The organism is Reyranella sp., from assembly GCF_965227665.1.
Lineage (GTDB): Bacteria > Pseudomonadota > Alphaproteobacteria > Reyranellales > Reyranellaceae > Reyranella.
In genome coordinates this window covers 2017290-2043269 of record NZ_OZ245767.1, presented here as the reverse complement: position 1 = coordinate 2043269, position 25980 = coordinate 2017290, and the positions used below count along the sequence as shown (strand labels likewise).

27 protein-coding genes are annotated in these 25980 nt (G+C 66.3%); 14 read left to right on the top strand and 13 right to left on the bottom strand.

Annotation, left to right across the window (positions count from 1 at the left end; all coding sequences use genetic code 11):
• The first annotated feature begins 4 nt into the window (after nt 1-4).
• On the top strand, nt 5-1327 hold the full coding sequence (locus ACO07I_RS09895; RefSeq protein ID WP_422016785.1) for a hypothetical protein: 1323 nt from the start codon (nt 5-7) through the stop codon (nt 1325-1327).
• Nucleotides 1328-1329: 2 nt separating this feature from the next.
• Here the strand turns inward: ACO07I_RS09895 and ACO07I_RS09890 are convergent, their stop codons facing one another.
• Entirely contained in the window at nt 1330-2067 is a 738-nt protein-coding gene (locus ACO07I_RS09890) for a hypothetical protein (RefSeq protein ID WP_422016783.1), read from the bottom strand.
• Nucleotides 2068-2304: 237 nt separating this feature from the next.
• On the opposite strand from ACO07I_RS09890, the gene ACO07I_RS09885 reads away from it, so the two are divergent.
• Nucleotides 2305-2832 carry an amidohydrolase family protein gene (locus ACO07I_RS09885; RefSeq protein ID WP_422016781.1) on the top strand — a complete coding sequence of 176 codons (528 nt, stop codon included), beginning with the start codon at nt 2305-2307 and terminating at the stop codon, nt 2830-2832.
• Between the two features lie 125 nt (nt 2833-2957).
• Here ACO07I_RS09885 and ACO07I_RS09880 read toward each other — a convergent pair whose 3' ends face one another.
• Nucleotides 2958-3797, bottom strand: coding sequence for an amidohydrolase family protein (locus ACO07I_RS09880; RefSeq protein WP_422016779.1), 840 nt, complete (start codon nt 3795-3797; stop codon nt 2958-2960).
• A gap of 17 nt (nt 3798-3814) precedes the next feature.
• Nucleotides 3815-5050, bottom strand: coding sequence for a CaiB/BaiF CoA transferase family protein (locus ACO07I_RS09875; RefSeq protein WP_422016777.1), 1236 nt, complete (start codon nt 5048-5050; stop codon nt 3815-3817).
• A 113-nt stretch (nt 5051-5163) separates the two neighbouring features.
• Between ACO07I_RS09875 and ACO07I_RS09870 the strand changes: the two genes are divergently transcribed.
• The 3 genes from ACO07I_RS09870 (at nt 5164) to ACO07I_RS09860 (ending at nt 6527) form a co-directional block, all read left to right on the top strand.
• Nucleotides 5164-5514, top strand: coding sequence for a RidA family protein (locus ACO07I_RS09870; RefSeq protein WP_422016775.1), 351 nt, complete (start codon nt 5164-5166; stop codon nt 5512-5514).
• 50 nt (nt 5515-5564) lie between these two features.
• The gene (locus ACO07I_RS09865; RefSeq protein WP_298310115.1) at nt 5565-5912 is read left to right on the top strand and encodes a RidA family protein; all 348 of its coding nucleotides are present in this window, start codon (nt 5565-5567) and stop codon (nt 5910-5912) included.
• Between the two features lie 120 nt (nt 5913-6032).
• On the top strand, nt 6033-6527 hold the full coding sequence (locus ACO07I_RS09860; RefSeq protein ID WP_422016772.1) for a hypothetical protein: 495 nt from the start codon (nt 6033-6035) through the stop codon (nt 6525-6527).
• 47 nt (nt 6528-6574) lie between these two features.
• On the opposite strand, the gene ACO07I_RS09855 is transcribed toward ACO07I_RS09860, so the two are convergent.
• A complete protein-coding gene (locus ACO07I_RS09855; protein WP_422016770.1) occupies nt 6575-7978 on the bottom strand; it encodes an FAD-binding oxidoreductase in 1404 nt (467 codons plus the stop codon).
• A gap of 71 nt (nt 7979-8049) precedes the next feature.
• On the opposite strand from ACO07I_RS09855, the gene ACO07I_RS09850 reads away from it, so the two are divergent.
• The 3 genes from ACO07I_RS09850 (at nt 8050) to ACO07I_RS09840 (ending at nt 11405) form a co-directional block, all read left to right on the top strand.
• Nucleotides 8050-9300: a thiolase family protein gene (locus tag ACO07I_RS09850; RefSeq protein ID WP_422016768.1), complete on the top strand. Its 1251-nt coding sequence runs from the start codon at nt 8050-8052 to the stop codon at nt 9298-9300.
• Nucleotides 9301-9309: 9 nt separating this feature from the next.
• Nucleotides 9310-10206: an SDR family NAD(P)-dependent oxidoreductase gene (locus ACO07I_RS09845; RefSeq protein WP_422016766.1), complete on the top strand. Its 897-nt coding sequence runs from the start codon at nt 9310-9312 to the stop codon at nt 10204-10206.
• Between the two features lie 116 nt (nt 10207-10322).
• Nucleotides 10323-11405, top strand: coding sequence for an adenylate/guanylate cyclase domain-containing protein (locus tag ACO07I_RS09840; protein WP_422016764.1), 1083 nt, complete (start codon nt 10323-10325; stop codon nt 11403-11405).
• Nucleotides 11406-11417: 12 nt separating this feature from the next.
• On the opposite strand, the gene ACO07I_RS09835 is transcribed toward ACO07I_RS09840, so the two are convergent.
• Entirely contained in the window at nt 11418-11864 is a 447-nt protein-coding gene (locus ACO07I_RS09835) for a flavodoxin domain-containing protein (protein ID WP_422016762.1), read from the bottom strand.
• Nucleotides 11865-11944: 80 nt separating this feature from the next.
• On the opposite strand from ACO07I_RS09835, the gene paaG (ACO07I_RS09830) reads away from it, so the two are divergent.
• Genes paaG (ACO07I_RS09830) through ACO07I_RS09820 form a run of 3 tightly spaced genes read left to right on the top strand, consistent with a single transcriptional unit; the run spans nt 11945 to nt 14505 of the window.
• The gene (paaG, locus tag ACO07I_RS09830; RefSeq protein ID WP_422016760.1) at nt 11945-12742 is read left to right on the top strand and encodes a 2-(1,2-epoxy-1,2-dihydrophenyl)acetyl-CoA isomerase PaaG; all 798 of its coding nucleotides are present in this window, start codon (nt 11945-11947) and stop codon (nt 12740-12742) included.
• A 12-nt stretch (nt 12743-12754) separates the two neighbouring features.
• Nucleotides 12755-13543, top strand: a complete 789-nt coding sequence (paaG, locus tag ACO07I_RS09825) for a 2-(1,2-epoxy-1,2-dihydrophenyl)acetyl-CoA isomerase PaaG (protein WP_422016758.1) — start codon at nt 12755-12757, stop codon at nt 13541-13543.
• Between the two features lie 29 nt (nt 13544-13572).
• Nucleotides 13573-14505, top strand: a complete 933-nt coding sequence (locus tag ACO07I_RS09820; RefSeq protein WP_422016756.1) for an SMP-30/gluconolactonase/LRE family protein — start codon at nt 13573-13575, stop codon at nt 14503-14505.
• A gap of 32 nt (nt 14506-14537) precedes the next feature.
• On the opposite strand, the gene ACO07I_RS09815 is transcribed toward ACO07I_RS09820, so the two are convergent.
• From ACO07I_RS09815 to ACO07I_RS09805, 3 genes are all read right to left on the bottom strand, one after another.
• On the bottom strand, nt 14538-15929 hold the full coding sequence (locus ACO07I_RS09815; RefSeq protein ID WP_422016754.1) for a malonyl-CoA decarboxylase domain-containing protein: 1392 nt from the start codon (nt 15927-15929) through the stop codon (nt 14538-14540).
• 75 nt (nt 15930-16004) lie between these two features.
• Complete coding sequence (locus ACO07I_RS09810; RefSeq protein WP_422016752.1) at nt 16005-16643, bottom strand: DNA-3-methyladenine glycosylase family protein; 639 nt, start codon at nt 16641-16643, stop codon at nt 16005-16007.
• Nucleotides 16640-17191: a methylated-DNA--[protein]-cysteine S-methyltransferase gene (locus ACO07I_RS09805; protein WP_422016750.1), complete on the bottom strand. Its 552-nt coding sequence runs from the start codon at nt 17189-17191 to the stop codon at nt 16640-16642. Before ACO07I_RS09805 ends, ACO07I_RS09810 begins: the two co-directional genes overlap by 4 nt.
• 126 nt (nt 17192-17317) lie before the next feature.
• Here ACO07I_RS09805 and ACO07I_RS09800 point away from each other — a divergent pair, with 126 nt between their 5' ends.
• The 3 genes from ACO07I_RS09800 to pcaF all read left to right on the top strand — a co-directional run bounded on the left by ACO07I_RS09800 (nt 17318) and on the right by pcaF (nt 20520).
• Nucleotides 17318-18547 (top strand): DUF3419 family protein, encoded by a 1230-nt coding sequence (locus ACO07I_RS09800; RefSeq protein WP_422018211.1) that lies wholly within the window; start codon nt 17318-17320, stop codon nt 18545-18547.
• A 26-nt stretch (nt 18548-18573) separates the two neighbouring features.
• Nucleotides 18574-19197, top strand: coding sequence for a class I SAM-dependent methyltransferase (locus ACO07I_RS09795; protein WP_422018209.1), 624 nt, complete (start codon nt 18574-18576; stop codon nt 19195-19197).
• 120 nt (nt 19198-19317) lie between these two features.
• Complete coding sequence (gene pcaF, locus ACO07I_RS09790) at nt 19318-20520, top strand: 3-oxoadipyl-CoA thiolase (protein ID WP_422016748.1); 1203 nt, start codon at nt 19318-19320, stop codon at nt 20518-20520.
• Between the two features lie 162 nt (nt 20521-20682).
• Here the strand turns inward: pcaF and pncA are convergent, their stop codons facing one another.
• From pncA to purD, 5 genes are read right to left on the bottom strand one after another with little or no spacing between them, the layout of a single operon-like run.
• Nucleotides 20683-21291 (bottom strand): bifunctional nicotinamidase/pyrazinamidase, encoded by a 609-nt coding sequence (gene pncA / locus ACO07I_RS09785; protein ID WP_422016746.1) that lies wholly within the window; start codon nt 21289-21291, stop codon nt 20683-20685.
• Nucleotides 21292-21304: 13 nt separating this feature from the next.
• Nucleotides 21305-22429 carry a tRNA guanosine(34) transglycosylase Tgt gene (gene tgt / locus ACO07I_RS09780; RefSeq protein ID WP_422016744.1) on the bottom strand — a complete coding sequence of 375 codons (1125 nt, stop codon included), beginning with the start codon at nt 22427-22429 and terminating at the stop codon, nt 21305-21307.
• The gene (queA, locus tag ACO07I_RS09775; RefSeq protein ID WP_422016742.1) at nt 22426-23469 is read right to left on the bottom strand and encodes a tRNA preQ1(34) S-adenosylmethionine ribosyltransferase-isomerase QueA; all 1044 of its coding nucleotides are present in this window, start codon (nt 23467-23469) and stop codon (nt 22426-22428) included. The genes tgt and queA overlap by 4 nt, the downstream gene beginning before the upstream one ends.
• 21 nt (nt 23470-23490) lie before the next feature.
• Nucleotides 23491-24618: an MBL fold metallo-hydrolase gene (locus tag ACO07I_RS09770; protein WP_422016740.1), complete on the bottom strand. Its 1128-nt coding sequence runs from the start codon at nt 24616-24618 to the stop codon at nt 23491-23493.
• 57 nt (nt 24619-24675) lie between these two features.
• Nucleotides 24676-25953 (bottom strand): phosphoribosylamine--glycine ligase, encoded by a 1278-nt coding sequence (gene purD, locus ACO07I_RS09765; RefSeq protein ID WP_422016738.1) that lies wholly within the window; start codon nt 25951-25953, stop codon nt 24676-24678.
• Between the last annotated feature and the right edge of the window lie 27 nt (nt 25954-25980).

Below are 25980 nucleotides of genomic sequence, written 5' to 3'. Positions count from 1 at the left end.
ATTCATGATTATAACACTCGATACCCGTTCGACCAAAAAGGTCGAGAACTATGGCGGCTCATGGGAGTTATTGCCACGCGCATCTCTTTCTACCCCTCCCGATCTCGGGTTACGCATTGTTCGCCGAGACGACAAAGAGGTCGAATTCGTACTTCACGGAGCCATGATTGATCATGAGGACGGCCAATTAATCGGCCAGTCGATACGAACCGCTAACGAAATAGTTGCTCGGTCCAATGAATGCAGGCTCGCTTGGCTTGATTCCATCGTGGGGCTCAGTGTTCCTCATGTCGATCGCCAAACTCAAGAGGATAAATACGCCAAACCTTTCCAAGATGCTTGGGATCAAAGTACTCAGCCCGAACTACTTGCAACTGCCGCTCCGAAGTTAGCCTTGGCTGGTAATAGGCTTTTTATGGCGATCTTCGAAGGAAGCGGCAATGAGGACCTCAAGGTACTCGCCGCAGTGCTTCGGGCTAAGCTCGCATTCAAGTCGTGCCACTTGGCGATTACATCTTCGGAAATCTTTCCGCCATGGGGAATGATGTATACGCATCCTACTCTAGGAGAACGCCTCGCCGCAGATGGCACCAATTGGCGGAAAGAGGGATTTTGGGGCTATCAACATCTTGTACATCAGAATCCAGTACAGGTGCGGCTACCCGCAACGGGTCGCCTGGATCCGGCGGCGCCTGCATTATTGAGTGTCAACTTTGATGACAGACTAGCGACAAATCTCAACTTGCCGATAATCGATTGTCATATCGACCTGATCCAGAAGCTCGTTGCAGAACCACGCATTAGGCGAACCAAGAAATCTGAGCTCGCGCAGGATTTCACGACCAAACGTGAGAGTCTGGAGAGTATCTTATACTTTTACTGCCATGGAAAAGGAATCGGTGCAGATGCTGGAAAAGCAGTCGAGCCACATCTTATCTTTACCGATGGAGAGGTAAACGCAGGAGATTTCGAGTACTGGTCAGATGGCGATAAACCCTTATCCACAAGCCCGCTAATATTCATCAACGCGTGTCAGGGCGGGCAGATGCAAACACTTTTCTATGAGAGCTTTGCCATCACCCTTTTAAAGCAGGGCGCAATTGGTCTCGTGGGCGCGCAAGTTGATGTCCCTGCAGTTTTTGCGGCCGAGTATGGTCATCAAGTTTTCAGCGCTTTCTTTACCAAGAGCAAACAACCCGTGAGGATGGGCCCGCTACTTCAGAAGGTAAATCGGGTGATGTGGGATGACTATAAGAACCCTCTTGGTCTCGTCTATTCGCTGTACCGAGGGGTGAACTGTTACATTGATTGGGAAGGCACCCCGTGATGTTACACATCATCTGGTAGAGTTTGGGGCCAGTTTGCATCAAAGCTAGTTTCTAAGTTTCCTTTTTCTTCTTCCGATAGAATCTTCGGAGTGTCTCCGAGCAGCATGGGTAACTTGAACAACGCCAGTCCGAGAACTCCACGTTCTCCAATGATCTCGAGTCCGATGTCCTGTTTCTTGGACACCTCGATTCCAACTGAGGCTGCGCCCATGTCGAAGTGTCTCAGAGCATTTGCCTTTCCAGACAATTCGATGCTCGAATTTGAGGACTTGGACGAGATGATGGCGCAATCGCTCGCTGAGTACACAGCGGAGACGACCCTATAGGCGCGTTTCCAACGCTTTTTTTCGGCAAGTTTTCTTGCGACATTGATTAGATCTTGCATTTCAAAACTGTTGAGTTCCGCCGCTTTTAACAGAAAAGAATTTGTGATTGAGAAATTGATTGTGAGTTTGGCGTCGATGTCTCCATCATTCGTAAATGCTGGCACTTGCGCACCATTGGCGCTGCGTATCAAAGTTGTGCCCTTAGACATGAAGTTGACCTGTAGCTTCTTCGTTCCTCCCGCCGCTTTAAAGTCAATGCCAAAATCATCTTTAATATTTCCGCCTTTTACTACGACTCCGTTGCTAACCAGACCGTAGTCTCCGACTCTGAAAGTGTTAGCGATTGGTATCCACGCGGCGTGTAGGTTGAGCTCTGTCTTGAGAATCTTGTCTAAATCGGATCCAGTTCCCATCTCGCCCTCCTCGTCCCAATAGGCGACCTAGTCGTGACATGCAGGTCCAAAAATCATGCCTCGAAATCCGCGATGTAAATTATGGTTGTATCCATAGAGAGAATGCAACAGTCAGATGCTTCCTTGTTGCTGCGGTCAAGCCTCGCGAGCGTTCGTTTGTAGAATCCGCTGGGCGACCGGCCGGACTACGAGCCCGCGCCGGAGCGCAGCATCGAAGCGCTGGCCAAAGGCGCCGGCGTGACGCCGCAGGAATATTGCTACGACTATCTGGTCGGGGCCGAGAACCGCATGGTCTATTTCCCCGTCACCAACTACGTGCACGGCGATCTCGAGGTCGTGCGCGAGCTGATCGAGGATCCACACACCATCCTCGGCCTGTCCGACGGTGGCGCGCATTGCGGCGTGATCTGCGATGCCTCGCTCAACACCTCGATGCTGCAGCACTGGGTGCGCGACCGCTCGCGGGGCCCGCGCCTCGGCCTCGAGTTCGTGGTCAGGCGCATGACCAGCAGCACCGCCGACTTCTACGGCTTCACGGATCGCGGCCGCCTGCAGGTTGGCAAGAAGGCCGACGTCAACGTCATCGACTTCGACGGCCTCAACCTGCACAGCCCGAAGATGATCTTCGACCTGCCGGCCGGCGGCCACCGCCTGGTCCAGAGCGTCGACGGCTACGACATGACCATCTGCTCCGGCACGCCGATCTTCGAGAAGGGCGTCGACACCGGCGCGCGTCCCGGCAAGCTGGTTCGTTCGACGGCGTGATCTTTTCTTGTCATCGCGGGCGGGGTAACCCCCGCCCTGGAGCGAAGCGAAGGATCTCGCGCTCGCCCGGGAGTCCGCTGGTCGATTCGCAAGGTCCTTCGCGTGCGCTCAGGACGACAGAGGCGCTATCTCTTCGGCGACCAGCCGTAGGCCTTGGCGCAGGCGCCGCCCATCAGCATGGCGCGTTCGCTGTCGCTGAGGGTCTTGGTCTCCAGAAACGGCGTCACCGCGTTCTCGTAGTTCACGACGGCGAAGGCGCGGGTCCAGTCGGTGCCCCAGAGGCAGCGCTCGAAGCCCCAGGCGTCGAAAATGCGCTTCAGCGGATCCCAGATATCGGGGAACGGATAGGGCTGCTTCGAGAGGGTGCAGGCGCCGCTGATCTTGATCACGGCGTTGGGGCGCTTGGCGAGGTCGAGGATCTTCGGCAGGTCGGCCCACGGCTGGGCGGGCGCGGGCGGGACGCGCGGCTGCAGGATGCCGAGATGGTCGACGATGAACCGCGTCTCGGGATGACGGTCGATGATCTGCATGCCCTCCTCGACCCGGCCCCAGAACAGGAAGTTGAGCGGCAGGTCGTACTGAACGGCGGCCTTGCAGATGCGGTCGAGGCCGGGATGGTCGGCGGCGCGCTTCTCCTCCTCGCGCAGGAAGATACGGATGCCGACGGCGCCCTGCGTCTCCTTCCACTTGGCGATCACGTCGGCCACGTTCTCGTCGTCGGGATCGACCGGCTTCACGATCGCCATGCGCTTCGGATGACGGCGCGCCACTTCTTCGGCGTAGCTAGCGTCATAGCGGTACATTGCGAAGGGCGAGATCATGATCGCGCCGTCGACGCCGACCGCGTCCATCGCCGCCACCATCTCGTCGCCGGTCACGTGACCGGGCCAGTTCGGAATGGTGGCCCATGGCCGTTGCAGCGTGTTGGCCTCGTAGGCGTGGACCTGGGAATCGATGATCGGCATGGGTTTCCTCTCTCTTGCTACTTTTTCTTCCGTTCCGTCACAGGCACCGTGACGTCATCGGCGCGCAGCTGCAGCAGCTCGTCCGCCTTCAATCCAAGCAATTCACCGAGCACCGCATCCGTATGCTGCCCCAGCGTCGGCGCCGGGCGCTTGATCTCCGACTTGCCGCCGGTGTGGAGGCGGATGGGCGAGATCGGCACGCGGGTCTTGCCGCGGCGCGGATGGTCGACATCGACCCAGAAGCCGCGCGCCTCGAGGTGGGGATCGTAGGCGACCTCGCGCGCGGTCTTCACCGGGGCGCAGGGGACACGCGCTTCGGTGAGCGCGGCCAGCACTTCGTCCTTGGACTTGGGCAAGGTCCAGGCGCCGACCATGTCGTCGATCAGGTCCATGTTCTTCGCGCGGCCCGGCGTCGTCATGAACTCGGGGTTGGTCAGCAGATCCTGGCGGCCCAGCATCTCGCACATCGACATCCAGTGCCGCTCGGCCGAGGTGAAGATCGCAACGTAGCCGTCGCGGCAGCGATAGGTGTTGTAGGGCGCCATGGCGAGCGCAGGGTGCCGGTTGCCGGTGCGGTCCGGCACGTTCCTGTCGCCGTCCATCACCGCCCCCAGCGCCGAGGCGATCGAGATCGCGCCGGCCTCGTGCATGGCGACCTCGACCCGCTGGCCCTTGCCGGTGCGCTCGCGCTGCACGAGCGCGCCCAGGATGCCGGCGCAGAGATGGATGCCCGCGAGGAAGTCGCAGACCGCGGCGCCGGCCTTGGTCGGCGGCCCGTCGGCGTCGCCGGTGGCGTTGGTGATGCCGCTCATCGCCTGGATGGTGACGTCCATGGCGGCGAGGTCGCGATAGGGGCCGTCGAGGCCGAAGCCCGAGCTGCCGCCATAGACCAGGCGCGGGTTCAGCTTGCTCAGCACGTCGTAGCCCAGTCCCAGCCGGTCCATGACCCCGGCGGCAAAATTCTCGATCAGCACGTCGGCCTTGGCGACCAGGTCGAGGAAGATCTCCTTGCCGCGCGGCTGCTTGAAGTCGAGGACCACCGACTCCTTGTTGGAGTTCAGCATGACCAGAGGATAGGGCTCGACCTCGCGCTTGCGGCGGCGCACCACGTCGCCCTCCGGCGGCTCGATCTTGAGCACGCGCGCGCCCATGAAGGCGAGCTGCAGCCCGCAATAGGGGCCATTGTAGATCTGCCCGAGATCGAGGACGAGCATCCCGTCGAGGGGGCGTCGAATCTGGGGCTGGGTGGTCATGGCGTTTGCTCCGGTCATTCCCCGGACTGTAACGCGATCCCGCGGCGCAGGTAGCGCGCCGTGCGTTTCCGGTCCGTTGTGCGAGCCGACAGCGGGCTTTAAGAGGGGGCATCATGAGCACCATCACGCGAATCGACTGCGGCCCGCGCATGAGCGAGGCCGTCATCCTGGGCAACCGCATCCACTGCTCGGGCATGATCCCCGAGGATACGAGCCTCGACATCACCGGTCAGGTCCAACAGGCGCTGGCCGAGATCGACTCGCTGCTGGCCAAAGGCGGCAGCGACAAGTCGAAGATCCTCACCGCCACGATCTGGCTGAGCGATATCTCCGATTTTGCCGCCATGAATAAAGTTTGGGACGCCTGGGTCGTGCCGGGCCACACGCCCGCACGCGCCACCGTCGAGGCGCGGCTGAACGACCCGGACATGAAGGTCGAAATCATGGTCGTCGCGGCGATCTAGCCTCTGCTAAGGTCCCGCCCGCTTTTGAAGTTTCTTCGAGGAGAGAGAATATGAGCATCAAGCGCATCAACGCCGGCGCCCGCATGAGCAGCGCCGTGGTCCATGGCGACACGGTCTATCTCGCCGGCCTCACCGCCGACGACGCCAAGGCCGACGTCAAGGGCCAGACCAAGCAGATCCTCGACAAGGTCGACAAGTTCCTGGCCGAAGCCGGCACCGACAAGTCGAAGGTGCTCTCTGCCAATATCTGGCTGACCGACATTTCGACCTGGAGCCAGATGAACGAAGTCTGGGACGCGTGGGTCTCCCCCGGCAACGCCCCGGCCCGCGCCACCGTCGAAGCCAAGCTCGCCGCGCCCGGCCTCTCGGTCGAGATCATGATCCAGGCCGCCAAGTAAGGCGCGTCTGCTTCAATAGAAAAGGGCCGGCATTCGCCGGCCCTTTTGCTTTTCGGGCGCTGTCTTGACGCAACTGCCCGGCGTCGGCTTCTATCCGGTCGAACTCTGGGGAGAGGGTAGATGCTGGTGAAGTGCGTACTCGCGGGCCTGTGCCTGGCGGGAGTGTCGTCGGTGGCACTCGCGCAGGGCGGCCCGCAGCCTTACGGCAAGGGCTTCGATAGTTGGGCCTTCACGCGGACGAAGGAGTCGAGCGGCGTCACCAATTGCCGGGCTTTCCGCCGCGTCGGCGGCCGCGACGACATCATGGCGATGCGCACCGACGGCCATTCCTATCTCAGCGTCCGTGCCGAAGGCCGCAAGGGCAAGTTCCGAGACTCCATCGTCGTTCCCCTGCGCGAGCCGGCGAACGGCATGCAATGGGACGTCCCGATCGAGGCCGACGGGAAGCGCATGTGGGTCGTCCTGCCGCCGGCCGCCATCGAGACCATCGCCGCCAAGGGCGGCTACAGCATGCTGCTGGGCGGCAGCGAGGACCGCGACGACGTCAACCTCGGCAAGAGCGCCCCCGCCGCCTGGAAGCGCGTCAAGGAATGCGTCGTCGCCTCGGGCGGGTGAGGTGAATGAGAAAGGGCCGGCGAAAGCCGGCGCGCTCCCAGCGATGACTAATTGATCGGGCCGATGATCTTGCCCGGGTTCATGATGTTGTCCGGGTCGATCGCCTTCTTGATCGCGCGCATCAGCGACATCGCCTCGCCGTGCTCGGCGTAGAGATACTTGATCTTTCCGATGCCGACGCCGTGCTCGCCGGTGCAGGTGCCGCCGAGATGCTGGGCGCGGGCGACCATGCGGTCGTTGAGCGCCTCGGCCTTGGGCAGGTAGGTCGGGTCGCTGGGATCGACCATCATCGTGAGATGGAAGTTGCCGTCGCCGACATGGCCGACGATCGGCGCGTAGAGGCCGTTGGCCTGGATGTCCTTCTGCGTCTCGAGGATGCATTCGGCGAGCTTGCTGATCGGCACGCAGACGTCGGTCGCCCACATGCCCCAGCCCGGCTTGTAGGCCTTGGCGGCCCAGGCCGCGTCATGGCGGGCCTGCCACATCCTGCTGCGCTCCTCGGCCTGGTTGGTCCAGGCGAAGTCGCCGCCGCCATGCTCGGCGGCGATGGCCTGCACCATCTCGGCCTGTTCCTTCGTGCCGGCCTCGGTCCCATGGAATTCCAGCAGCAGTAGGTTCTTCTGCGGCAGCGTGAGCTTGGAATACTGGTTCACCGTGTCGACCGTGTAGGTGTCCATCAGCTCGATGCGCGCCACCGGGATGCCGGACTGGATGGTCTGGATCACCGTGTTGACCGCGCCTTCGAGACTGTCGAAGGCACAGGTCGCGGCGACCATCGATTCCGGCGTGCCGTAGAGGCGGAGCGTGATCTCGGTGATGACGCCCAGCGTGCCCTCGGAGCCCACGAACAGCTTCACCAGGTCGTAGCCCGCGCTCGACTTCCGCGAGCGGCGGCCCAACTGCATGATCCGTCCGTCGGGCGTCACGACCTGCAGCGACAGCACGTTCTCGCGCATCGTGCCGTAGCGCACGGCGTTGGTGCCGGAGGCGCGGGTGCTGGTCATGCCGCCGATCGAGGCGTCGGCGCCGGGATCGATCGGGAAGAACAGGCCGGTCGCGCGCAGGTATTCGTTGAGCTGCTTGCGGGTGACGCCGGGCTGCACGACCACGTCGAGGTCGGCCTCGTTGACCTGCAGGATCTTGTTCATGCGGCTGACGTCGAGCGAGATGCCGCCGTTGGGGGCGCTGATATGGCCCTCCAGCGAGGTGCCGGTGCCGAACGGGATGATCGGGGTCTTGTGGCGGGCGCAGAGCTGGACGATCTGCTGCACTTCCTCGGTCGATTCGGCAAAGACCACGGCGTCGGGCAGGTGGGCTTCGTGATATGAAATGTCCTTGCCGTGCTGCTCGCGCACGGCGTGCGCGGTGCTGACCCGGTCGCCGAACAGCGCCCTGAGCTCGGCGATCGTGGCATCGACGTTGAGGGGTCTCGCCTGGGCCGCTACAGCCATGTTCGTTCTCCTAGCGTAAGCCGTTTGGATACGCTCAAATGCGGCCAAAGCCAACCTGAGGAAACCGCCCCATGCGCGACGTCTATGTGATCGGCGCCTACACGACCGTCTTCAAGAAGCACCCCGGCCTGAGCTTCGGCGACCTCGCCCGGGAGGCCTATATGGGCACCCTGGCCGATGCCGGCATGGACAAGGGCACCGACATCGAGACCGGCTGGCTGGGCAATTGCGGCATGGGCTTCTGGGGCCAGAACTCGATCCGCGGCCAGGCGCTGTTCCAGCCGCTGGTCGAGGAGGGGCTGTTTCCCGAGCGGGTGCCGATGTTCAACGTCGAGAATGCCTGCGCCACCGCCTCGACCGCCTTCATGGGCGCCTGGAAGGACGTGCTGGCCGGCACCCACGAACTCACCTTCTGCCTGGGCGTCGAGAAGCTGTTCAGCCCGGAGGCGCCGGAGCGCACGGCCGGCCTGTTCAACCAGGGCTATATCACCAGCCAGCACGACCGGCTGGTCGAGGAGATGAACCGGGTGGGCAAGATGGTCGGCTCCGAATTCAAGCCGGGCGATGACCGCACGATCTTCATGGATACCTATGCCATGCAGGCCAAGTGGCACATGTGGAAGTACGGCACGACCCAAGCCCAGATCGCGGCAGGTGCTGCCAAGAACCACAACTACGGGGCACTCAACGAAAAGGCGCAGTACCGCTTCCAGATGACGCCGCAGTCGGTGCTGGAGGACCGGCCGGTCTCGTTCCCGCTGACCCGCGCCATGTGCGCGCCGATCGGCGACGGCGCCGCGGCGGCGCTGCTCTGCTCGGCGGAGTATCTCGCGAAGCAGCCCAAGCAGGTCCAGGACCGCGCGGTGAAGATCGCGGGCGTCGGCTTTTCGGGCGGCATGTACCGCAACCTCGACGCGCCGGGCCTGACGCGTGCAGCCGCCGACAAGGCCTACCGGATGGCGGGCCTCGGGCCTGAGGATATCGACGTCGCCGAGGTCCATGACGCCACCAGCTTCTGCGAGATCTACCAGTGCGAGATGCTGCGCTTCTGCCCCGAGGGCGAGGGCGGCAAGTTCGTCGAATCGGGCGCCACCGGCCCGGGCGGCAAGCTGCCGGTCAACACGTCGGGCGGCCTCGTGTCCAAGGGCCATCCGGTGGGCGCCACCGGCCTGTCGATGCTGGCCGAACTCGCGACGCAGCTGCGCGGTGAGGCCGGCGAGCGTCAGGTGGAAGGCGCCGAGGTCGCGCTCGCCGAGAATGGCGGCGGCGTGATCGGCATGGAGGAGGCCGTGGCCTCCGTCGTAATTCTCAAGAAAGAGTAGAGGACAGACATGACAATCCGCTTCGACAATCGCGTCGCCATCGTCACCGGCGCGGGCAACGGACTCGGCCGCGCGCATGCGCTCCTGCTGGCCAGCCGCGGCGCCAAGGTGGTCGTGAACGATCCGGGTGGCGCGGTCGACGGTAAAGGCGGTGGGCACGCCGCCGCCGACAAGGTCGTGGACGAGATCAAGGCGGCGGGCGGCCAGGCCGTCGCCAACTACGATTCCGTCGCCGAGGCCGCGACGGCCGCCAACATCGTGAAGACCGCCGTCGATGCCTTCGGCACGGTCGACATCGTCGTGAACAATGCCGGCGTGCTGCGCGACAAGACCTTCCACAACATGACGACCGAGGATTTCGAGTTCGTCGTGAAGGTCCACTTCCTTGGCACCGCCTACGTGACTCATGCCGCCTGGCCGATCCTGCGCGCCAAGGCCTATGGCCGTATCGTCGTGACCTCGTCGAACTCCGGCATCTACGGCACCTTCGGCCAGTCCAACTACGGCGGCGCCAAGCTCGCGGTCGTGGGCTTCATGAACGCGCTGCGGCTCGAAGGCCAGAAGTACAACATCATGATGAACGCGCTGGCGCCGATCGCCGCCACGCGCATGACCGAGAGCCTGATGACGCCCGAGGCCTTGGCCAAGCTGCGGCCCGAGTTCGTCTCGCCGATGGTCGCCTATCTGTGCAGCGAACAATGCCAGCGCACCGGCGACATCTGGAGCGCCGGCGCCGGCACCTTCGCGCGCATCGAGTATCGCGAGGCCGAGGGCCTGCGCGTCGATGGCCGCGCGCCGACCATCGAGGATGTGGCCGACAATATCGAGAAAATCGCCGACGTCTCGGCCAGCCGCGTCTTCCGCACCTCCGGCGAGGAAGTCGCAGCCGTCGTGAGCGGCTCCTGAGCGCCGAGGCGTCTACCGCCATCGCACCGGCAGCGGATCGGCTGCTGCCGGTCGGGAAGTGGCTGATTCGGGAAGGCCGGCTCATCAGGAGGCCGGACGCCTTCATCGAGCAGCTGATGAACCGCGTGCTCGAAGCCGGCGTGCCGGTCTGGCGCATGTATGTCGGCCTCCAGCTCGTCCATCCGCAGCTGCAGGCGATGGGTTATCTCTGGCGGCGCGGCCAACGCGTCGAATCGGTGGCGCGCGCCTACGGCATCCAGTTCACCCCGGCCTATATCGGCAGCCCGCTGCAGGAGGTCCGCGAGGGCGGCACGCCCGTGCGTTACCGGCTCGACAAGCTGACCGAGCGTCATCACCAGGTGCTGCATGAGGTGAAGGACGGCGGCGGTACTGATTACTTCTCGCTGCCGATGCACATCCGCCGCGACGGGCCGCTGCCGGTCGTCGCCTTCGCGACCGACCGCAAGGGGGGCTTCAGCGAGGCCGACATCGACGATCTCACGCGCCTCGTCGACATGATGGGCGCCGTGACGGAGATGCATATCGAGGAGAGCGTCGCCCAGACCGTGGCCCAGACCTATCTCGGGCGTCAGGTCGGCGAGCGCATCCTGCACGGCATGATCCGCCGCGGCGACGGCGAGGAGATCCGCGCGGTGCTGTGGTTCTCCGACCTGCGCGACTTCACCGGCCTCAACGAACGCCTGCCGCCCGACCAGGTGCTCGAGCTGCTGAACAACTACTTCCAGCTGGTGGGCGACGCGCTCGCCAGGCATGGCGGCGAGATCCTCAAATTCATCGGCGACGGCGTGATGGCCTATTTCCCGGCCGAGGATGCGCTGTTCATGCCGATGGTGACGGCGGCCGCGCTCGATGCCGCGCGCCAGCTGATCGCCGATGCCGAGGCCGCCAACGAGGCCCGCGCCACGGCCGGCGCCGAGCCGATGAGATTCGGCATCGGGCTGCATGTCGGCACGGTGACCTTCGGCAATATCGGCACCGAGGACCGGCTCGACTTCACCGTCATCGGCTCCGCCGTCAACCGCGCCTCGCGGCTCGAAGGTCTCACCAAGGCGCTGGGTGTTCGCGTCTGCGCCTCGGCCGAATTCAACGAAGATTGCCCGCGCCCGATGAAGTCGCTCGGCAAACACCGCTTGCGCGGCGTCCGCGAGCCGGTGGAGATCTTCACGCTGCCGGATTGAGCTAAAGGTCCTTCAAACCTTCGTCTTCCAGCCCTCGATCCAGGTTAGGGCTTCCTCGTCGGGGAGGGGCTGTTCCGAGGCATCGATTTCGAGACGGTCGCCGACCTTCCGGGCACCGCACAGTTCCAGGACCTGGTCGACCTTCTTGCCGCCGCCGCAGAACGTGTCCTGGTAGGTCATGTCGCCCAGCGCGATGACGCCGTAGCGATGGCCCGACAGGTCGGGCTTGTCGCGCTGCAGCGCCTCGACCAGCGGCAGGATGTTGGTCGGGATGTCGCCCGAACCGTGGGTCGCGCAGACCACGAGGAGCACGTCGTGCGCCTGCAGGTCGACGGCGGTCGCCGCCTTGTCTGTGACGTCGACGGTGTGTCCGGCACCCGCCAGCACGGGTTGCAGCGCGTCGGCCACCATCTGGGCATTGCCCGATTCGGTGCCGACCAGGATGAGGATCGTGGCCATACTCCCGGATACGGGACGGAGTGCCGCGATGCGACGCGACCGGATGGCGCGGCAGATTCCGCCATGCCAGTCTCGCAGTCATGGAAGAAACGCCTGTTCTGTCCGCCCTCGAAGGCGGCGTCCTGACCCTGACGCTCAACCGCCCGCAGCGGCTGAACGCCATGAGCCACCCCTTGATCGACGCCATGAACGCCGAGCTCAAACGCGCCCGCGAGGACGAGGCGGTGCGCGCCGTGCTGCTGACGGGCACGGGCCGCGGCTTCTGTGCCGGTGCCGATCTGGCGGGCGGCGGCCCCGGCGACGCGTCGGCCTCCGGCCCTCGCGATGTCGGCGCCGCGATGGACCGTCTCTTCAACCCCATGATCCGGGCCATGCGCGACCTGCCCAAGCCGATCGTCGCCGCGGTGAACGGCGTGGCGGCGGGCGGCGGCGCCAACCTGGCGCTGGCCTGCGATATCGTGATCGCCGCGCGCTCGGCGCGCTTCGACCAGGCCTTCGTCCGCATCTCTCTGATCCCCGACCTGGGCGGCACCTGGTTCCTGCCGCACACGGTGGGCGATGCCCGCGCCCGCGCGCTGGCGATGCTCGGCGCCTCGGTGCCGGCCGAGGAGGCCGCGCGCATGGGCATGGTCTGGCAGGTCGTCGACGATGCCGTCCTGATGGAAGAGGCCGGCAAGATCGCAGCCAAGCTCGCCACAGGACCGACCCGCTCCTATGCCGCGATCAAGGGCGCGATCAACGCGGCTGCCACCAACACGCTCGACCAGCAACTCGACCTCGAGCGCGACCATCAGCGAGAGCTCGGCAAGAGCGAGGATTTCAAGGAGGGCGTCGCCGCCTTCCTCGCCAAGCGCGCGCCCAATTTCACCGGACGTTGAGAGACGAGACAGATGACCTACGAGAAGATCCAGATCGCCAAGGAAGACGGACTCGCCACCCTGACCCTGAACGCGCCCGACCGGCTGAACGCCGTGTCGCGCAAGATGATCGGCGAACTCAAGCAGTGCTGGGAGGAACTCGCCGCCGACACCTCGGTGCGCGCCGTGCTGCTGACCGGTGCGGGGCGTGGCTTCTGCGCCGGCGCCGACCTCGCCGATCCCGACCGCGCCAAGGGCGCCATCTCCGACTCGGGCGAGGCGCTCGACAAGTTCTTCAATCCCGTGATTCGCCTGATGCGCAGCGTCCCCAAGCCGATCGTCGCGGCGGTGAACGGTCCGGCGGCCGGCGTCGGCATGAGCTTCGCGCTCGCCTCCGACATCGCCATTGCGGGCAAGTCCGCCTCCTTCCTGCAGGCCTTCGCCCGCATCGGCCTGCTGCCCGACGGCGGCAGCACCTGGTTCCTGCCGCGGCTGGTCGGTGAGCAGCGGGCGCGGGCGCTGGCCATGCTGGCGCCGCAGATCACCGCCCAGCAGGCCAAGGACTGGGGCCTGATCTGGGACGTGGTCGAGGATGCCGACCTCATGAAGACGGCCGGCGACCTCGCGCGGCGCCTGGCGGATGGGCCCACAATGTCGCTCGCGCGTATCAAGGAGGCGATGAATCGCGCCAGCGGCAACACGCTCTCGCAGCAGCTCGATGTCGAGCGCGACTTCCAGCGCGAGCTGGGCAAGAGCGAGGATTTCAAGGAAGGCGTTGCGGCCTTCCTCGCCAAGCGCAAGCCCGCCTTCAAGGGCAAGTAAGAACGAAAAGAACCACGGGAGAGACGACCATGACGACGCCGTTCAAGGAAATCGCCTCGGGCCTGAAGTTTCCCGAGGGCCCGGTGGCCATGCCCGATGGCTCCGTCATCCTGGTCGAGATCGCGCGCGAGACGCTCACGCGCGTCACGCCGGATGGCAAGCAGCACATCATTGCGAAGCTGGGCGGCGGCCCCAACGGCGCGGCGATGGGACCCGGCGGCAAGATCTACGTCACCAACAACGGCGGCTTCAACTGGATCGAGCGGCCCGGGGGCCGGCTGTTTCCCGGCACCGCGCCCGCCTCCTACAAAGGCGGCTCGATCCAGGTGGTCGACCCGGAGACCGGCGCGTTCGAGACGCTGTACGACAGCTGCGACGGCCGCAAGCTGAACGGCCCCAACGATCTCGTGTTCGACGATGCCGGCGGCTTCTGGTTCACCGACCTGGGCAAGACGCGCGAGTACGACAACGATCGTGGCGCCGTCTACTACGCCAAGGCCGACGGTTCGAGGATCGAGCAGAAGGTGTTCCCGCTGGAGCGTCCCAACGGCTGCGGCCTCTCGCCCGACGGCAGGACGCTCTACGTCGTGGAAACGCCCACCGCGCGCCTCTGGGCCTTCGATCTCTCCTCGCCGGGCGTCATCAAGGACGCCAACGGCCCCTATCGCGGCGAGAAGGGCCGGGTGGTGGCGGGCCTCGGCGGCTACCAGATGTTCGATTCGCTGGCCGTCGACTCCGCCGGCCACGTCTGCGTCGCGACTCTGATCACCGGTGCCGTCTCCGATATCTCGCCCGACGGCCAGTCGGTGACGCAGTACAAGTTTCCCGACGCGATGGTCACCAATGTCTGCTTCGGCGGGCAAGACTTGCGCACCGCCTACGCCACGCTGTCGATGACCGGCAAACTGGTCAGTTTCGAATGGCCGCGTCCCGGCCTGAAGCTCGAGTATCTGAACAAATAGAGCGTGCTGGGGGGCGCCCCCCCCCAGCGGCGTCACCCCTTTGTCTGTCCCCGCACCTCGCGGCTGGCGACGACCTTGCCGGCGGCATAGGACTCGTGGTTGGCGTCGACGTCGGAGAGCTTGTAGCGGTAGTTCACCATCATGCCGTAGGACTGCTTGAACCCGTTGGCGCTGGTGTCGCCCAGCCAGTTCAGCCGTTCGACCACGGCGCCGTTGCCGAGGTGGAAGTGCGCCACGCGGTCGAGCGCGCGACCCTTGTCGGTGGCGGTGAGATAGACGGCGGCGAGTCGCGTCAGGATCGGGCGCAGCGCCTTGTCGATGGCGGGGACCTCCCACCAGTTCGGCCGCGCCAGCAGCTTGAGGATGGCCGCGGCGCCGTAGGCCTCGTCGATCACCGGCCCCAGCGAACCGATCTCGCTCGGGGTCAGCGCGCCGTCGCCCTCGGTCTTGAATCGGTGCTCGACATGCTGGCGCAGGCCGGGGATCGGGGACAGGGTGGCGAAATCCTTGATGTTGGGCAGGTCGCGCGAGAGCTGGTCGGCGACGCGCTTGATCAGGAAGTTGCCGAAGCTGATGCCCGCCAGACCCTGCTGGCAGTTCGAGATCGAGTAGAAAATCGCGGTGTTGGCGCGCTTGGGATCGTGCGTCTCGTCGCGCGCGTCGAGCAGGCGCTGCACGTTGCCGGCCATACCGTCGACCAACGCCACCTCGACGAAGATCAGCGGCTCGTCGGGCATGCGCGGGTGGAAGAAGGCGAAGCAGCGGCGGTCCGAATCGAGTCGGTTCTTGATGTCGCGCCAGGACCGGATGGCGTGGACCGCCTCGTAGGTCACCAGCTTTTCAAGCAACGAGGCAGGCGAGGCCCAGTCGATGCGTACGAGATCGAGGAAGGCCACGTCGAACCAGGCGCCCAGAAGCGAGCGCAGATCCTCGCTCAGGGCCTTGGCCGCGGCATCGCTGCGGCCCAGCGCCAGCAATTCGGCGCGCAGGTCGACGACGAATTTCACACCCTGCGGCACGCCGACGAACTCGCGCAGCAGCCGCACCGCCGGCGGCTCCAGATCGCGGAGCAGCGTCCGGGTGGGGTCCTTGCCGGCGCGCCACAGATCGACGGTTTTCATCGCCGCCTCGCGCGGCAGGCCGTAGTCGCGCGCCAGCGTCAGCAGGAATTTCTTGCGGCCCGCGGGCGACAGCGACAGGTAGGCCTGTCCGAGTTCCGCCGCGCGGCCGCGCCGTGCGGTCTCGCCGCCCTTGCCTTCGAGGCAGGCGTCGATGCGGCTCTTCAGGCGGGGAATGTCGTCGTCGGGGAGATCGGGCCGGAGCGGGGCGCCCACCGCCTCGCGGGCGCCGCGGGCGGTGTCGATGAACGCAGTACGAAGTCGTTCGAGGGTACGGTCGACGGTATTGGAAAACAGTAGGGCCATGCGCCGATTATGTCATAGCAAACGTGTCACTCCAGTGGCGTCAGATGAACGCGGCTTCATGTCCTTGTCGCGCCGTCATGAAGACGGCAGGTCGAGCGCGCGCCACAGATACCAGCTCGCGACTGTGCGATAGGGACGCCACTTGCGGCCTGCCTTCTCCAGCTCCTTCGGTGACGGCAAAACGCGTTTCGCAAACGCCTTCGCATAGGCGTTGCGCAGACTGTAGTCGTCGACCGGCAGCACGTCGGGGCGGCCGAGGCGGAACATCAGGAACATCTCGGCGCTCCAGCGGCCGATGCCGCGGACCTTCACCAGGCGCTCGACCAGCTCGGCATCGGGGATGTCCTGCGCCTCGTCGAGCGTCGGCAGTTCGCCGCCCTCGACGCGGCGGGCGAGGTCCTGCACCGCCAGCACCTTGGCGCGCGACAGGCCGCAGCCCCGCAAGGCCTCGTCCGGCGTCTGCAGGATGTGACGCGGCGTGAAGCCGTCGGGCGCGTCTGGATAGAGCGCCTCGACCCTGCCGTAGATGGTCGCGGCCGCCTTGTTGGAAAGCTGCTGGTAGACGATGGCCTCGGCCAGCGCGCCGAACAGGCTGCGCGAGTGTTTCAGCTCCATGCGGAACGGGCCGACCATGTCCATGATCGTGGCCAGCCTCGGGTCGGCAGCCTCGAGATGCGCGACCGCTTTCGCGGGTTTGAACGGAAATCCCGTCATCGCGCCGCGAACAGGGGGCCCGCGCCGACTTCGGGCGCGCCCTCGATCTCGAGCATGCGGCGCTTGGTCGAGACGCCGCCATTGGCCGAGAAGCCGCCCATCTTTCCGTCGGCGCCCAGCACGCGGTGGCAGGGCACGATGATGGCGACGGGATTCCGGCCCAGCGCCTGGCCGACCTCGCGCGAGTCGTGCGGCACGCCGAGGCGCCGGGCGATCTCGCCATAGGTCAGGGTGCGGCCGGGCGGGATGGTGCGCGCCACCTCGTAGACCTTGCGGTGGAACTCGGGTGCGGCCTCGAGGTCGAGCGGGATGTCGGCGAGATCGACGGCGTCGCCTGCGAGGAGCGCCCGCACGCGGTCGAGCGCGCGCTGCACGCCGGCCGGCACGGCTTCGGCCTCGACGGCACCCGGCCAGCGACGTTTGACGCGCGCCCGCGTCGCGGCGGCGGTCGGCTCGGGCAGCTGCAGACCCGCGATGCCACGGCCGCTCCAGGCGATGCCGCAGGTGCCGATCGGCGTGTCGAACAGGGCAAATCCTTGGGCGTTCATCGCTGAACCTTCCTGCCTAACCGGTCATCCCGTCAAGTCGGGAGAACCCACAGATAGCCGTCATCAAACTGGCACTGACCACGGCTAGCGTCGGACGGTCGATATTGAGCCGGAGTCGATGGTTTGATCTATCCGCGGGCCGAGAGCCATTCGATCCTGAAGCAGGCGGTGCGCCGTCATAAGGTGCTGTCCCGCGAGGGACTTCTGGAGAAGCTGTTCGAACGGCTGTTCCGGGGGCTGGTCTACGCGCAGATCTGGGAAGATCCCGAGATCGACCTCGAGGCGATGGCGCTGACGCCCGACTGCCACGTCGTGGCCATCGCGTCGGGCGGCTGCAACATCCTGTCCTATCTCACCGCCGATCCGGCGCGCATCGCCGCCGTCGATCTCAGCCGCGCCCATGTGGCGCTCAACCGGCTGAAACTCACGGCGGCCCAGAAACTGCCGAGCTGGTCGGACTACTATCGCTTCTTCGGCGCCGCCGACTCCGGCGTCAATCCGCGCGTCTACGACCGCGAGATCGCGCCGCATCTCGATGCCGAGAGCCGCGCCTACTGGGAGGGCCGCAGCCTGCACCGGGGCGGCCGACGCCGCATCTCGATCTTTGCGAAGAACGCCTACCGCCACGGCGTGCTCGGCCGCTTCATCGGCGCGGCGCACGTGGCCGCCCGTGCCTACGGCGTCGACTTCGGCAAGCTTCTCGCCGCGCGCACGATCGAGGAGCAGCAGCGCTTCTTCGACACGGTGCTGGCGCCGCTGTTCGACAAGCCGGCCGTGCGCTGGGCCACCTCGAACCGCCTGTCGCTCTACGGTCTCGGCATCCCGCCGGCGCAGTACGAGGCGCTGGCCGGCGGCCGCGACATGGGCTCGGTGCTGCGCGACCGGGTCGAGCGGTTGGCCTGCGGCTTCAGCCTCGACGACAATTACTTTGCCTGGCAGGCCTTCGGCCGGGGCTATGCGCGTGACGCCAGCGGGCCATTGCCCCCCTATCTGCGGCAGGAGAACTTTGCCGCGGTGAAGCGCGGCGCCGAGCGCGTCGAAGTCATGAACCGTTCGGTGACCGACTATCTTGCAAACTGTCCCGCCGGCTCGCGCGACCGCTACGTACTGCTCGACGCGCAGGACTGGATGACCGACGCGCAGCTCAACGCGCTTTGGACCGAGATCACGCGCACGGCGCGGCCGGGTGCCCGCGTGATCTTCCGCACCGCCGCCGAGCCCTCGCTGCTGCCGGGACGCGTCGCGCCCGAGTTGCTCGACCAGTGGCACTACGAGGCCGAGGCGTCGCGCGCCTTCACCGCGCGCGACCGCTCGGCGATCTACGGCGGCTTCCATCTCTATGTGTTGAAGCCGTGAGCACCACCCTCGCCAATGCCGGTCTGATGGACCGGATCTATCGCCGCCAGCGCCACGTCTACGATCTCAGCCGCAAATACTACCTGCTGGGCCGCGACCGGCTGATCGACGGTCTCGCGCCGCCGACCGGCGGCCGGGTGCTGGAGATCGGCTGCGGCACCGCGCGCAACCTGATCGCGGTCGCGCAACGCCATCCCGCCACGCCGCTGTTCGGCATCGACCTGTCGCTGGAGATGCTCGACACGGCGCGCCGCCGCGTCGAGCGCGAGGGGCTGGGCGGCCGTGTTCGCCTGGCCCATGCCGACGCCACGCACTTCGACCCCGCGCTGCTGTTCGGCGTCCCCGGCTTCTCGCGCATCTTCTTCTCCTACACGCTGTCGATGATCCCGGAATGGGAGAGGGCGCTCGCCCAGTCGGTCGTCTGGCTGCAGCCGGGCGGCGAGCTGCATCTCGTCGATTTCGGCGACCAGGAGCGGCTGCCCCGCTGGTTCCGCGGCGGACTGCGCCAGTGGCTGGCGCTGTTCCACGTCATCCCCCGCGACACGCTGGAGGCCGCCCTGGCGCGGCTGCCCGGCGGCATCGAGGTCCGGTGCTTCGAGCGGCCGCATCTCGGCTACGCCCAGTACGCCGTCTGCCGCCGCGCGACCTAGTCCGCCATCCCCTCAAAGACATGGCGCCCCTGTCCCAGGGGCATCGCGCGGGGCATTGGCAACCGACCGCGGCGGGTGCTAACCCGACACCAACGATTGCCTGTGTCGGGAGTACCCAAGATGACTGAAGCCTTCATTTGCGACGCGATCCGCACCCCCGTCGGCCGCTACAATGGCGGCCTGGGCGCCATGCGTGTCGATGACCTGGCCGCCCATCCGATCAAGGCGCTGATGCAGCGCAATGCCAATGTCGATTGGGGCTCGGTCGACGACGTCATCTATGGTTGCGTGAACCAGGCCGGTGAGGACAACCGCAACGTCGCCCGCATGGCCGGGCTGCTCGCGGGCCTGCCGGTCGAGGTGGCCGGCGCCACCGTCAACCGTCTCTGCGGCTCCGGCCTCGAAGCGGCGGGCCATGCCGCCCGCGCCGTGAAGCTGGGCGAAGCCGACCTGATGATCGCCGGTGGTGTCGAGGGCATGACCCGCTCGCCCTACGTGATGGGCAAGCCCGAGAGCGCCTTCGACCGCTCGATGAAGCTCGAGGACACGGTGCTGGGCTGGCGCTTCGTCAATCCGCGCATGAAGGCCGCCTATGGCGTCGACCCGATGGGCCAGACCGCCGAGAACGTCGCCACCGAGCACCAGATCAGCCGCACCGACCAGGACGCCTTCGCCTATCGCAGCCAGCGCCGCTGCAAGGCCGCGCAGGAGCGCGGCTTCTTCGAGCGTGAGATCGTCAAGGTCTGCGTCAAGAAGGGCAAGACCGAGGTGATCGTCGAGAAGGACGAGCATCCGCGCGGCGACACGACGATGGAAACGCTGTCGAAGTTGTCGGCCGCGTTCCGCGACGGCGGCTCGGTGACGGCCGGCAATTCGTCGGGCCTGAACGACGGCGCCTGCGCCATGATCATCGCTTCGGAAGCCGCCGCCCGCGCCAACGGCCTGACGCCGCGCGCCCGCATCCTGGGCACCGTCTCGGCCGGCGTGCCGCCGCGCGTCATGGGCATCGGCCCGGTGCCGGCGACGCAGAAGCTGCTGGCCAAGCTCGGCATGACCATCGGCGACTTCGACACGATCGAGCTCAACGAGGCGTTCGCCGCCCAGGCGCTGGCCGTGCTGCGCCAGCTGGGCCTCGCCGACGATGCCGAGCAGGTCAATCCGAACGGCGGCGCGATCGCGCTCGGCCATCCGCTGGGCGCCTCGGGCGGGCGCCTGATGATCACCGCGCTCAACCAGCTCGAGGCCACCGGCGGCAAGCGCGCCCTCGCCACCATGTGCATCGGCGTCGGCCAGGGCATCGCGCTGGCGCTGGAGCGTGTCTGAGCCGTTCCAATTCTTTCACCTCCCCCGTCTTACGGGGGAGGCCGGGAGGGGGAAGGCAACGCGATGATTGTGAATTCGAGGGGGCGGGCCTGTGGCTTTCCCCCTCCGGCCTTCGGCCACCTCCCCCGTGTGACGGGGGAGGAAAGCTAAAACCAAGCGCCGCTAAACTGCAGCGTTCAGATTGATCCCGGCGCGGCGCATGTCGCTCATCATGCGTTTGCGGCTGTCGTCGAGGTCGATGGCGGCCGTCGCTTCGACGACGACGGCCACGTCGAAGCCCGCCTGGCGTGCATCGATGGCCGACCAGGCGACGCAGTAGTCGAGCGCCAGGCCGCAGAAGATCAGTTTCGTGAAACCGCGCGCCTTCAGGTAGCCGTCGAGGCCGGTGCGCGTCATGCGGTCGTTCTCGCGGAACGCCGAATAGGAATCGATGCCGGTGTGGAAGCCCTTGCGCACGATCATCTGCGCCTTGGTGATCTCCAGGTCGGGATGGAACGCGGCGCCGGGCGTGCCCTGGACGCAATGGTCCGGCCACAGGACCTGCGGTCCGTAGGAAAACTGCACGGTCGAGAAGGGCTCGGCGTCCTGCCACGAACTCGCGAACGAGGCATGGCCGGCCGGATGCCAGTCCTGCGTCAGCACGACATGATCGTGGCGCGCGATGAGGCGATTGACCAGCGGGACGATGGCGTGGGCGCCGGCCACGGCCAGCGCGCCGCCCTCGCAGAAATCGTTCTGGACGTCGACGACGATCAGGGCCTCGTTCGGCATCCGGTGCGCTCCGCTACAGGGGTGGGATGTCGCCCAGCGCCTGGTCGCGCTCGAACGAGGCGATCCAGGAGTCCAGGGTCTTGCTCTCGATGGCGCCGCGCAGCCCGCGCATCACGTCCTGGTAGTAGTGGAGATTGTGCCAGGTCAGCAGCATCGCACCCAGAATCTCGTCGGCGCGAATGAGGTGATGCAGATAGGCGCGGCTGTGGTGCTTGCAGGCAGGGCAGCCGCACTGCTCGTCGATCGGCCGCGGATCGTCGCGATGGCGGGCGTTGCGCATGTTGAGTTCGCCGCGTCGCGTGAAGGCCTGCGCCGTGCGGCCGGCGCGGGTGGGCATCACGCAGTCGAACATGTCGATGCCGCGCTTCACCGCGCCCACGATGTCGCCGGGACGGCCGACGCCCATCAGGTAGCGCGGCCGGTCGGCGGGCAGCATCGGCACCGTATAGTCGAGCGTGCCGAACATCAGCTCCTGGCCTTCGCCCACGGCGAGGCCGCCGACCGCGTAGCCGTGGAAGCCGATGTCGATCAGCGCCTTGGCGCTTTCCGCGCGCAGCTCGGGGAAGGTGCTGCCCTGCACGATGCCGAACAGTCCGTAACCGGGGCGCTCCACGAAGGCCCGGCGGCCGCGCTCGGCCCATTTCATGGAGAGCCGCATCGAGAAGGCGGCTTCCGGCTCCTCGACCGGCCAGCTGGTGCATTCGTCGAACGACATGGTGATGTCGGCGTCGAGCAGCCGCTGGATCCCGATCGAGCTTTCGGGCGTCAGGCGATGTTGCGATCCGTCCTTGGGCGAGCGGAAGGTGACGCCGTCGGGGTCGAGCTTGCGCAGCTCCTTGAGCGACATCACCTGGAAGCCGCCCGAATCGGTCAGGATCGGGCCCGACCAGTTCATGAACTTGTGCAGGCCACCGAGCGCCGCGACACGCTCCGCGCCCGGCCGCAGCATCAGGTGGAAGGTGTTGCCCAGGACGATCTGCGCACCGGTCTCGGCGACCGACTGCGGCAGCATCGCCTTCACCGTGCCCGCCGTGCCGACCGGCATGAAGGCCGGCGTCTCGATGGTTCCGTGCGCGGTCGTGATGCGGCCGCGGCGGGCGGCGCCGTCGCTGCCCAGCTGCTCGTAGGAAAGGCTCATCGGCGCAACAGACAACAATCGCCGTAGGAATAGAAGCGGTATCGCGCTGCGACAGCGTGCTCGTAGGCCTGTTTCATGCGCTCCAGCCCGGCGAAGGCCGACACCAGCATGAACAGGGTCGAGCGCGGCAGGTGGAAGTTCGTCAGCAGCAAGTCGACGGCGCGAAACTGGAAGCCCGGCGTGATGAAGATGTCGGTCTCGCCGCTCCACGGCTTGAGCGCGCCGTCATGCTCGCGGGCCACGGTTTCGAGGAGACGCAGCGAGGTCGTGCCGATCGACACGATCCGGCCGCCCAGGATGCGCGTCGCCTCGACGGCGCGCGCCGTGGCCTCGGAAACCTCGCCCCATTCGGCGTGCATCGTGTGCGCGTCGGTGTCGTCGACCCGCACCGGCTGGAAGGTGCCCGCGCCGACATGCAGCGTCACGCCCGCCGTGGTGATGCCGCTGTCGGCAAGCGCGGCCATCAGCTCCGGCGTGAAATGCAGGCCGGCGGTGGGGGCAGCGACGGAGCCTTCGTGTCGGGCGAACAGCGTCTGGTAATCCTTCCGGTCCTGCGCGTCGGCGGTGCCGCCGCGAATGTAGGGAGGCAGAGGTACCGTGCCTTCCTGCTCCAGGGCGGTGAGAAAGGCGTGACCCTCCTGGTCGAAGGCCAGCACCAGCGAGCCGTCCTCTTCCTTGGCTTCGACGCGGGCGCGCAGACCCGAGAAGACCAGCGCATCGCCCGGCCGCAGCCGCTTCCCGGGACGGGCGAAGGCGCGCCAGCGCCGGTTGCCGAGATCGCGGATCAGCAGGGCCTCGACCGCCACGTCCTGGCGAATGCCCTGGCCCGGACGCACGCCCTTCAGCCGCGCGGGGATGACCTTGGTGTCGTTGAAGACCAGCAGGTCACCTCGCCGCAGCAGGCCGGGCAGGGACCGCACCGTGCGGTCGTGCAGTGTGTCGCCCGTGACGTCGAGCAAGCGCGCGGAGTCGCGCGGGGAAACAGGCCGCTGGGCGATCAGATCGTCCGGCAGCGCAAAATCGAAAAGGTCGACGCGCATTGTTTGAGGATCTGGCCTTTGTCAGGTCTGACCGATGTCCATGACCACGCCGTCGGAATCGTCGGTCGGGGGCAGGGTGTTGAGATCGGCCAGGGCCACGAAGCGGTGGACACCCTCGATCACGACGCGCTTCACGCGCGCGCGCGTTTCCAGGCAGTGGAGATGCGCCAGGGTCTCGCCGAAGGCGAAGACGATCTGGTTATTGTCGAGATGGCGCGGGAACAGGATCGGCACCATGTCCCAGCCGGTGGCGCCCTGCGGCCCCATGCGGGCGATCGCCACTTCCATGTCGTTGAGCCGCGCATCGTGATGGGCGACGAGCTGGTCGAGCCGCGTGTGCAGGCCGATGAAGGGGAAGCCGTGGCTCGGCAGCACGAGGGCATCGGCCGGCAGGCGGCGGAAGCGCGAGAAGCCGTCGAGGAACCAGGTCAGGGCGTCGGCCAGCGGCTCGTTGGGCCACACGCCGACATTGGTGCTGATCTTGGGCAGCACCTGGTCGCCCGCGATCATCACGTTGAGTTCGGGGCACCACAGCGAGGCATGCTCGGGCGCATGGCCGCGGCCCACGATGACGTCCCAGCGATGGCCGCCGATCGTGATGGGATGCGCATGGATCATGCGCCGGAAGGCGGTCGGTAGCGGCACCACGCCCTTGGCGTAGCCGCCCTTGTGGCGGTGGAAGTTGGCGATGCGGTCGGCCGGCACGCCGTTGCGCGCGACATGCGCGGCCCGCGTCTCCTCGCTTTCGACGAAGTCGTTGCGCGCGGCCTGCGCGCTCATGTACTCGCCCAGCGTCATGTAGAGCGGCGCGTTCCACTTCTCGCACAGCCAGCCGGCGAGGCCGATATGGTCGGGATGGAGATGCGTGCCGATCACGCGCACGACTGGCTTGCCCTGGAGTTTCTCCGCGAAGATCTTCTCCCACAGGGTTCGCGTGTCCTGCGAATTGATCCCGGTGTCGACGATCGTCCAGCCGTCCTTCTCCTCGATCAGCCACAGGTTGATGTGGTTGAGCTGGAAGGGCAGCGGCATGCGCAGCCAGTAGATCCCGGGGGCGACGTTCTTGATGTCGCCGGGTTCGGGCACGTCGCCGCAGGGAAAGCGGAGCTGAGCCAGCAGGCGCTGGGACTCGGAGAGGGCGTCAGGCATGGGCGGAAACTAAAGGATTCTCCCGCTCCCGTCTCCGGGGGAGGGCGCATGCCAGCCTTACGAGGGTTTGAGCGCCCGCCAGGCGATGTCCTTGCGGTAGAAGCCCTCGGGCCAGTCGATCAGGTCGACGGCGCGGTAGGCGCGGGCGCGGGCCTCCTCGACCGTGGGGGCCATGGCGCTGACGTTCAGGACGCGGCCGCCATTGGCCAGGATCTTCCCGTCCGGGCCGGCCTTGGTGCCGGCGTGGAAGATCTGCACACCCTCGACCCTGGCGGCCTCGGCGAGCCCGCGGATCTCGCTGCCCTTGGGGTAGGAGTCGGGATAGCCCCTGGTCGCCATGATCACGGTGACGGCGGCATCCGGCGACCAGCGCAGGTCGAGATGTTTCAGCCCGCCCTCGGTGCTGGCCAGCAGCGCCGGCACGAGATCGGATTTCAGACGCATCATCAGGACCTGCGTCTCGGGATCGCCGAAGCGGCAATTGTATTCGACCAGGCGCGGGCCCTTGGCGTCGATCATCAGGCCGGCATAGAGCACACCCTTGAACGGCGTGCCGGCCTTGGCGAGCGCCCGCACGGTAGGCAGCACGATCTCGTCCATCGTGCGCTGCTGCATGGCGGCGTCGAAGATCGGCGCGGGCGAGTAGGCGCCCATGCCGCCGGTGTTGGGGCCCGTGTCGCCGTCGAAGGCGCGCTTGTGATCCTGCGCACCGACCAGCGGCAACACATGTTCGCCGTCGGTCAGGGCGAAGAAGCTCGCTTCCTCGCCCTGCATGAATTCCTCGATCACCACCGAGGCGCCGGCGGCGCCGAAGCGGTTGCCCGAGAGCATGTCGCGCACCGCCTCGACCGCCTGCTCGACCGTCTCGGCGATGATCACGCCCTTGCCGGCCGCCAGTCCGTCGGCCTTGATCACGATCGGCAGGGGCTGGGACCTGACATAGGCCTCGGCCGGTCCGACCTCGGTGAAGCGTTCGTAGGCGGCCGTCGGGATGTTGTTGGCGCGGCAGAGTTCCTTGGTGAAGCTCTTGGAGCCCTCGATGCGCGCCGCCGCCTTGGACGGGCCCCAGGCCTTGATGCCGGCTGCGGCGAAGGCGTCGGCCATGCCGGCCACCAGCGGCGCGTCGGGGGCGATCACCACGAAGTCGATCTTCAGGCGCTGCGCCAGCGCCACCTGGCCCGGGATGTCCTCGGCGCCGACCTCGATGCATTCGGCCACCTGCGCGATGCCGGCATTGCCCGGCGCGCAGTAGAGCTTCGTGCAGAGCGGGGAGGCCGAAATCGCCCAGCACAGCGCATGTTCGCGGCCGCCGCCGCCTACCACGAGGATTCGCATGGCGAGGCTTTGACCACAGTTTGCGCC

What these genes read in the sequence shown, in the direction of transcription:
- ACO07I_RS09895 (WP_422016785.1), top strand. Translation starts at nt 5, where the DNA reads ATGATTATAACACTCGATACCCGTTCGACCAAAAAGGTCGAGAACTAT.
- ACO07I_RS09890 (WP_422016783.1), bottom strand. Translation starts at nt 2,067, where the DNA reads ATGGGAACTGGATCCGATTTAGACAAGATTCTCAAGACAGAGCTCAAC.
- ACO07I_RS09880 (WP_422016779.1), bottom strand. Translation starts at nt 3,797, where the DNA reads ATGCCGATCATCGATTCCCAGGTCCACGCCTACGAGGCCAACACGCTG.
- ACO07I_RS09875 (WP_422016777.1), bottom strand. Translation starts at nt 5,050, where the DNA reads ATGACCACCCAGCCCCAGATTCGACGCCCCCTCGACGGGATGCTCGTC.
- ACO07I_RS09870 (WP_422016775.1), top strand. Translation starts at nt 5,164, where the DNA reads ATGAGCACCATCACGCGAATCGACTGCGGCCCGCGCATGAGCGAGGCC.
- ACO07I_RS09865 (WP_298310115.1), top strand. Translation starts at nt 5,565, where the DNA reads ATGAGCATCAAGCGCATCAACGCCGGCGCCCGCATGAGCAGCGCCGTG.
- ACO07I_RS09860 (WP_422016772.1), top strand. Translation starts at nt 6,033, where the DNA reads ATGCTGGTGAAGTGCGTACTCGCGGGCCTGTGCCTGGCGGGAGTGTCG.
- ACO07I_RS09855 (WP_422016770.1), bottom strand. Translation starts at nt 7,978, where the DNA reads ATGGCTGTAGCGGCCCAGGCGAGACCCCTCAACGTCGATGCCACGATC.
- ACO07I_RS09850 (WP_422016768.1), top strand. Translation starts at nt 8,050, where the DNA reads ATGCGCGACGTCTATGTGATCGGCGCCTACACGACCGTCTTCAAGAAG.
- ACO07I_RS09845 (WP_422016766.1), top strand. Translation starts at nt 9,310, where the DNA reads ATGACAATCCGCTTCGACAATCGCGTCGCCATCGTCACCGGCGCGGGC.
- ACO07I_RS09840 (WP_422016764.1), top strand. Translation starts at nt 10,323, where the DNA reads ATGAACCGCGTGCTCGAAGCCGGCGTGCCGGTCTGGCGCATGTATGTC.
- ACO07I_RS09835 (WP_422016762.1), bottom strand. Translation starts at nt 11,864, where the DNA reads ATGGCCACGATCCTCATCCTGGTCGGCACCGAATCGGGCAATGCCCAG.
- paaG (WP_422016760.1), top strand. Translation starts at nt 11,945, where the DNA reads ATGGAAGAAACGCCTGTTCTGTCCGCCCTCGAAGGCGGCGTCCTGACC.
- paaG (WP_422016758.1), top strand. Translation starts at nt 12,755, where the DNA reads ATGACCTACGAGAAGATCCAGATCGCCAAGGAAGACGGACTCGCCACC.
- ACO07I_RS09820 (WP_422016756.1), top strand. Translation starts at nt 13,573, where the DNA reads ATGACGACGCCGTTCAAGGAAATCGCCTCGGGCCTGAAGTTTCCCGAG.
- ACO07I_RS09815 (WP_422016754.1), bottom strand. Translation starts at nt 15,929, where the DNA reads ATGGCCCTACTGTTTTCCAATACCGTCGACCGTACCCTCGAACGACTT.
- ACO07I_RS09810 (WP_422016752.1), bottom strand. Translation starts at nt 16,643, where the DNA reads ATGACGGGATTTCCGTTCAAACCCGCGAAAGCGGTCGCGCATCTCGAG.
- ACO07I_RS09805 (WP_422016750.1), bottom strand. Translation starts at nt 17,191, where the DNA reads ATGAACGCCCAAGGATTTGCCCTGTTCGACACGCCGATCGGCACCTGC.
- ACO07I_RS09795 (WP_422018209.1), top strand. Translation starts at nt 18,574, where the DNA reads ATGGACCGGATCTATCGCCGCCAGCGCCACGTCTACGATCTCAGCCGC.
- pcaF (WP_422016748.1), top strand. Translation starts at nt 19,318, where the DNA reads ATGACTGAAGCCTTCATTTGCGACGCGATCCGCACCCCCGTCGGCCGC.
- pncA (WP_422016746.1), bottom strand. Translation starts at nt 21,291, where the DNA reads ATGCCGAACGAGGCCCTGATCGTCGTCGACGTCCAGAACGATTTCTGC.
- tgt (WP_422016744.1), bottom strand. Translation starts at nt 22,429, where the DNA reads ATGAGCCTTTCCTACGAGCAGCTGGGCAGCGACGGCGCCGCCCGCCGC.
- queA (WP_422016742.1), bottom strand. Translation starts at nt 23,469, where the DNA reads ATGCGCGTCGACCTTTTCGATTTTGCGCTGCCGGACGATCTGATCGCC.
- ACO07I_RS09770 (WP_422016740.1), bottom strand. Translation starts at nt 24,618, where the DNA reads ATGCCTGACGCCCTCTCCGAGTCCCAGCGCCTGCTGGCTCAGCTCCGC.
- purD (WP_422016738.1), bottom strand. Translation starts at nt 25,953, where the DNA reads ATGCGAATCCTCGTGGTAGGCGGCGGCGGCCGCGAACATGCGCTGTGC.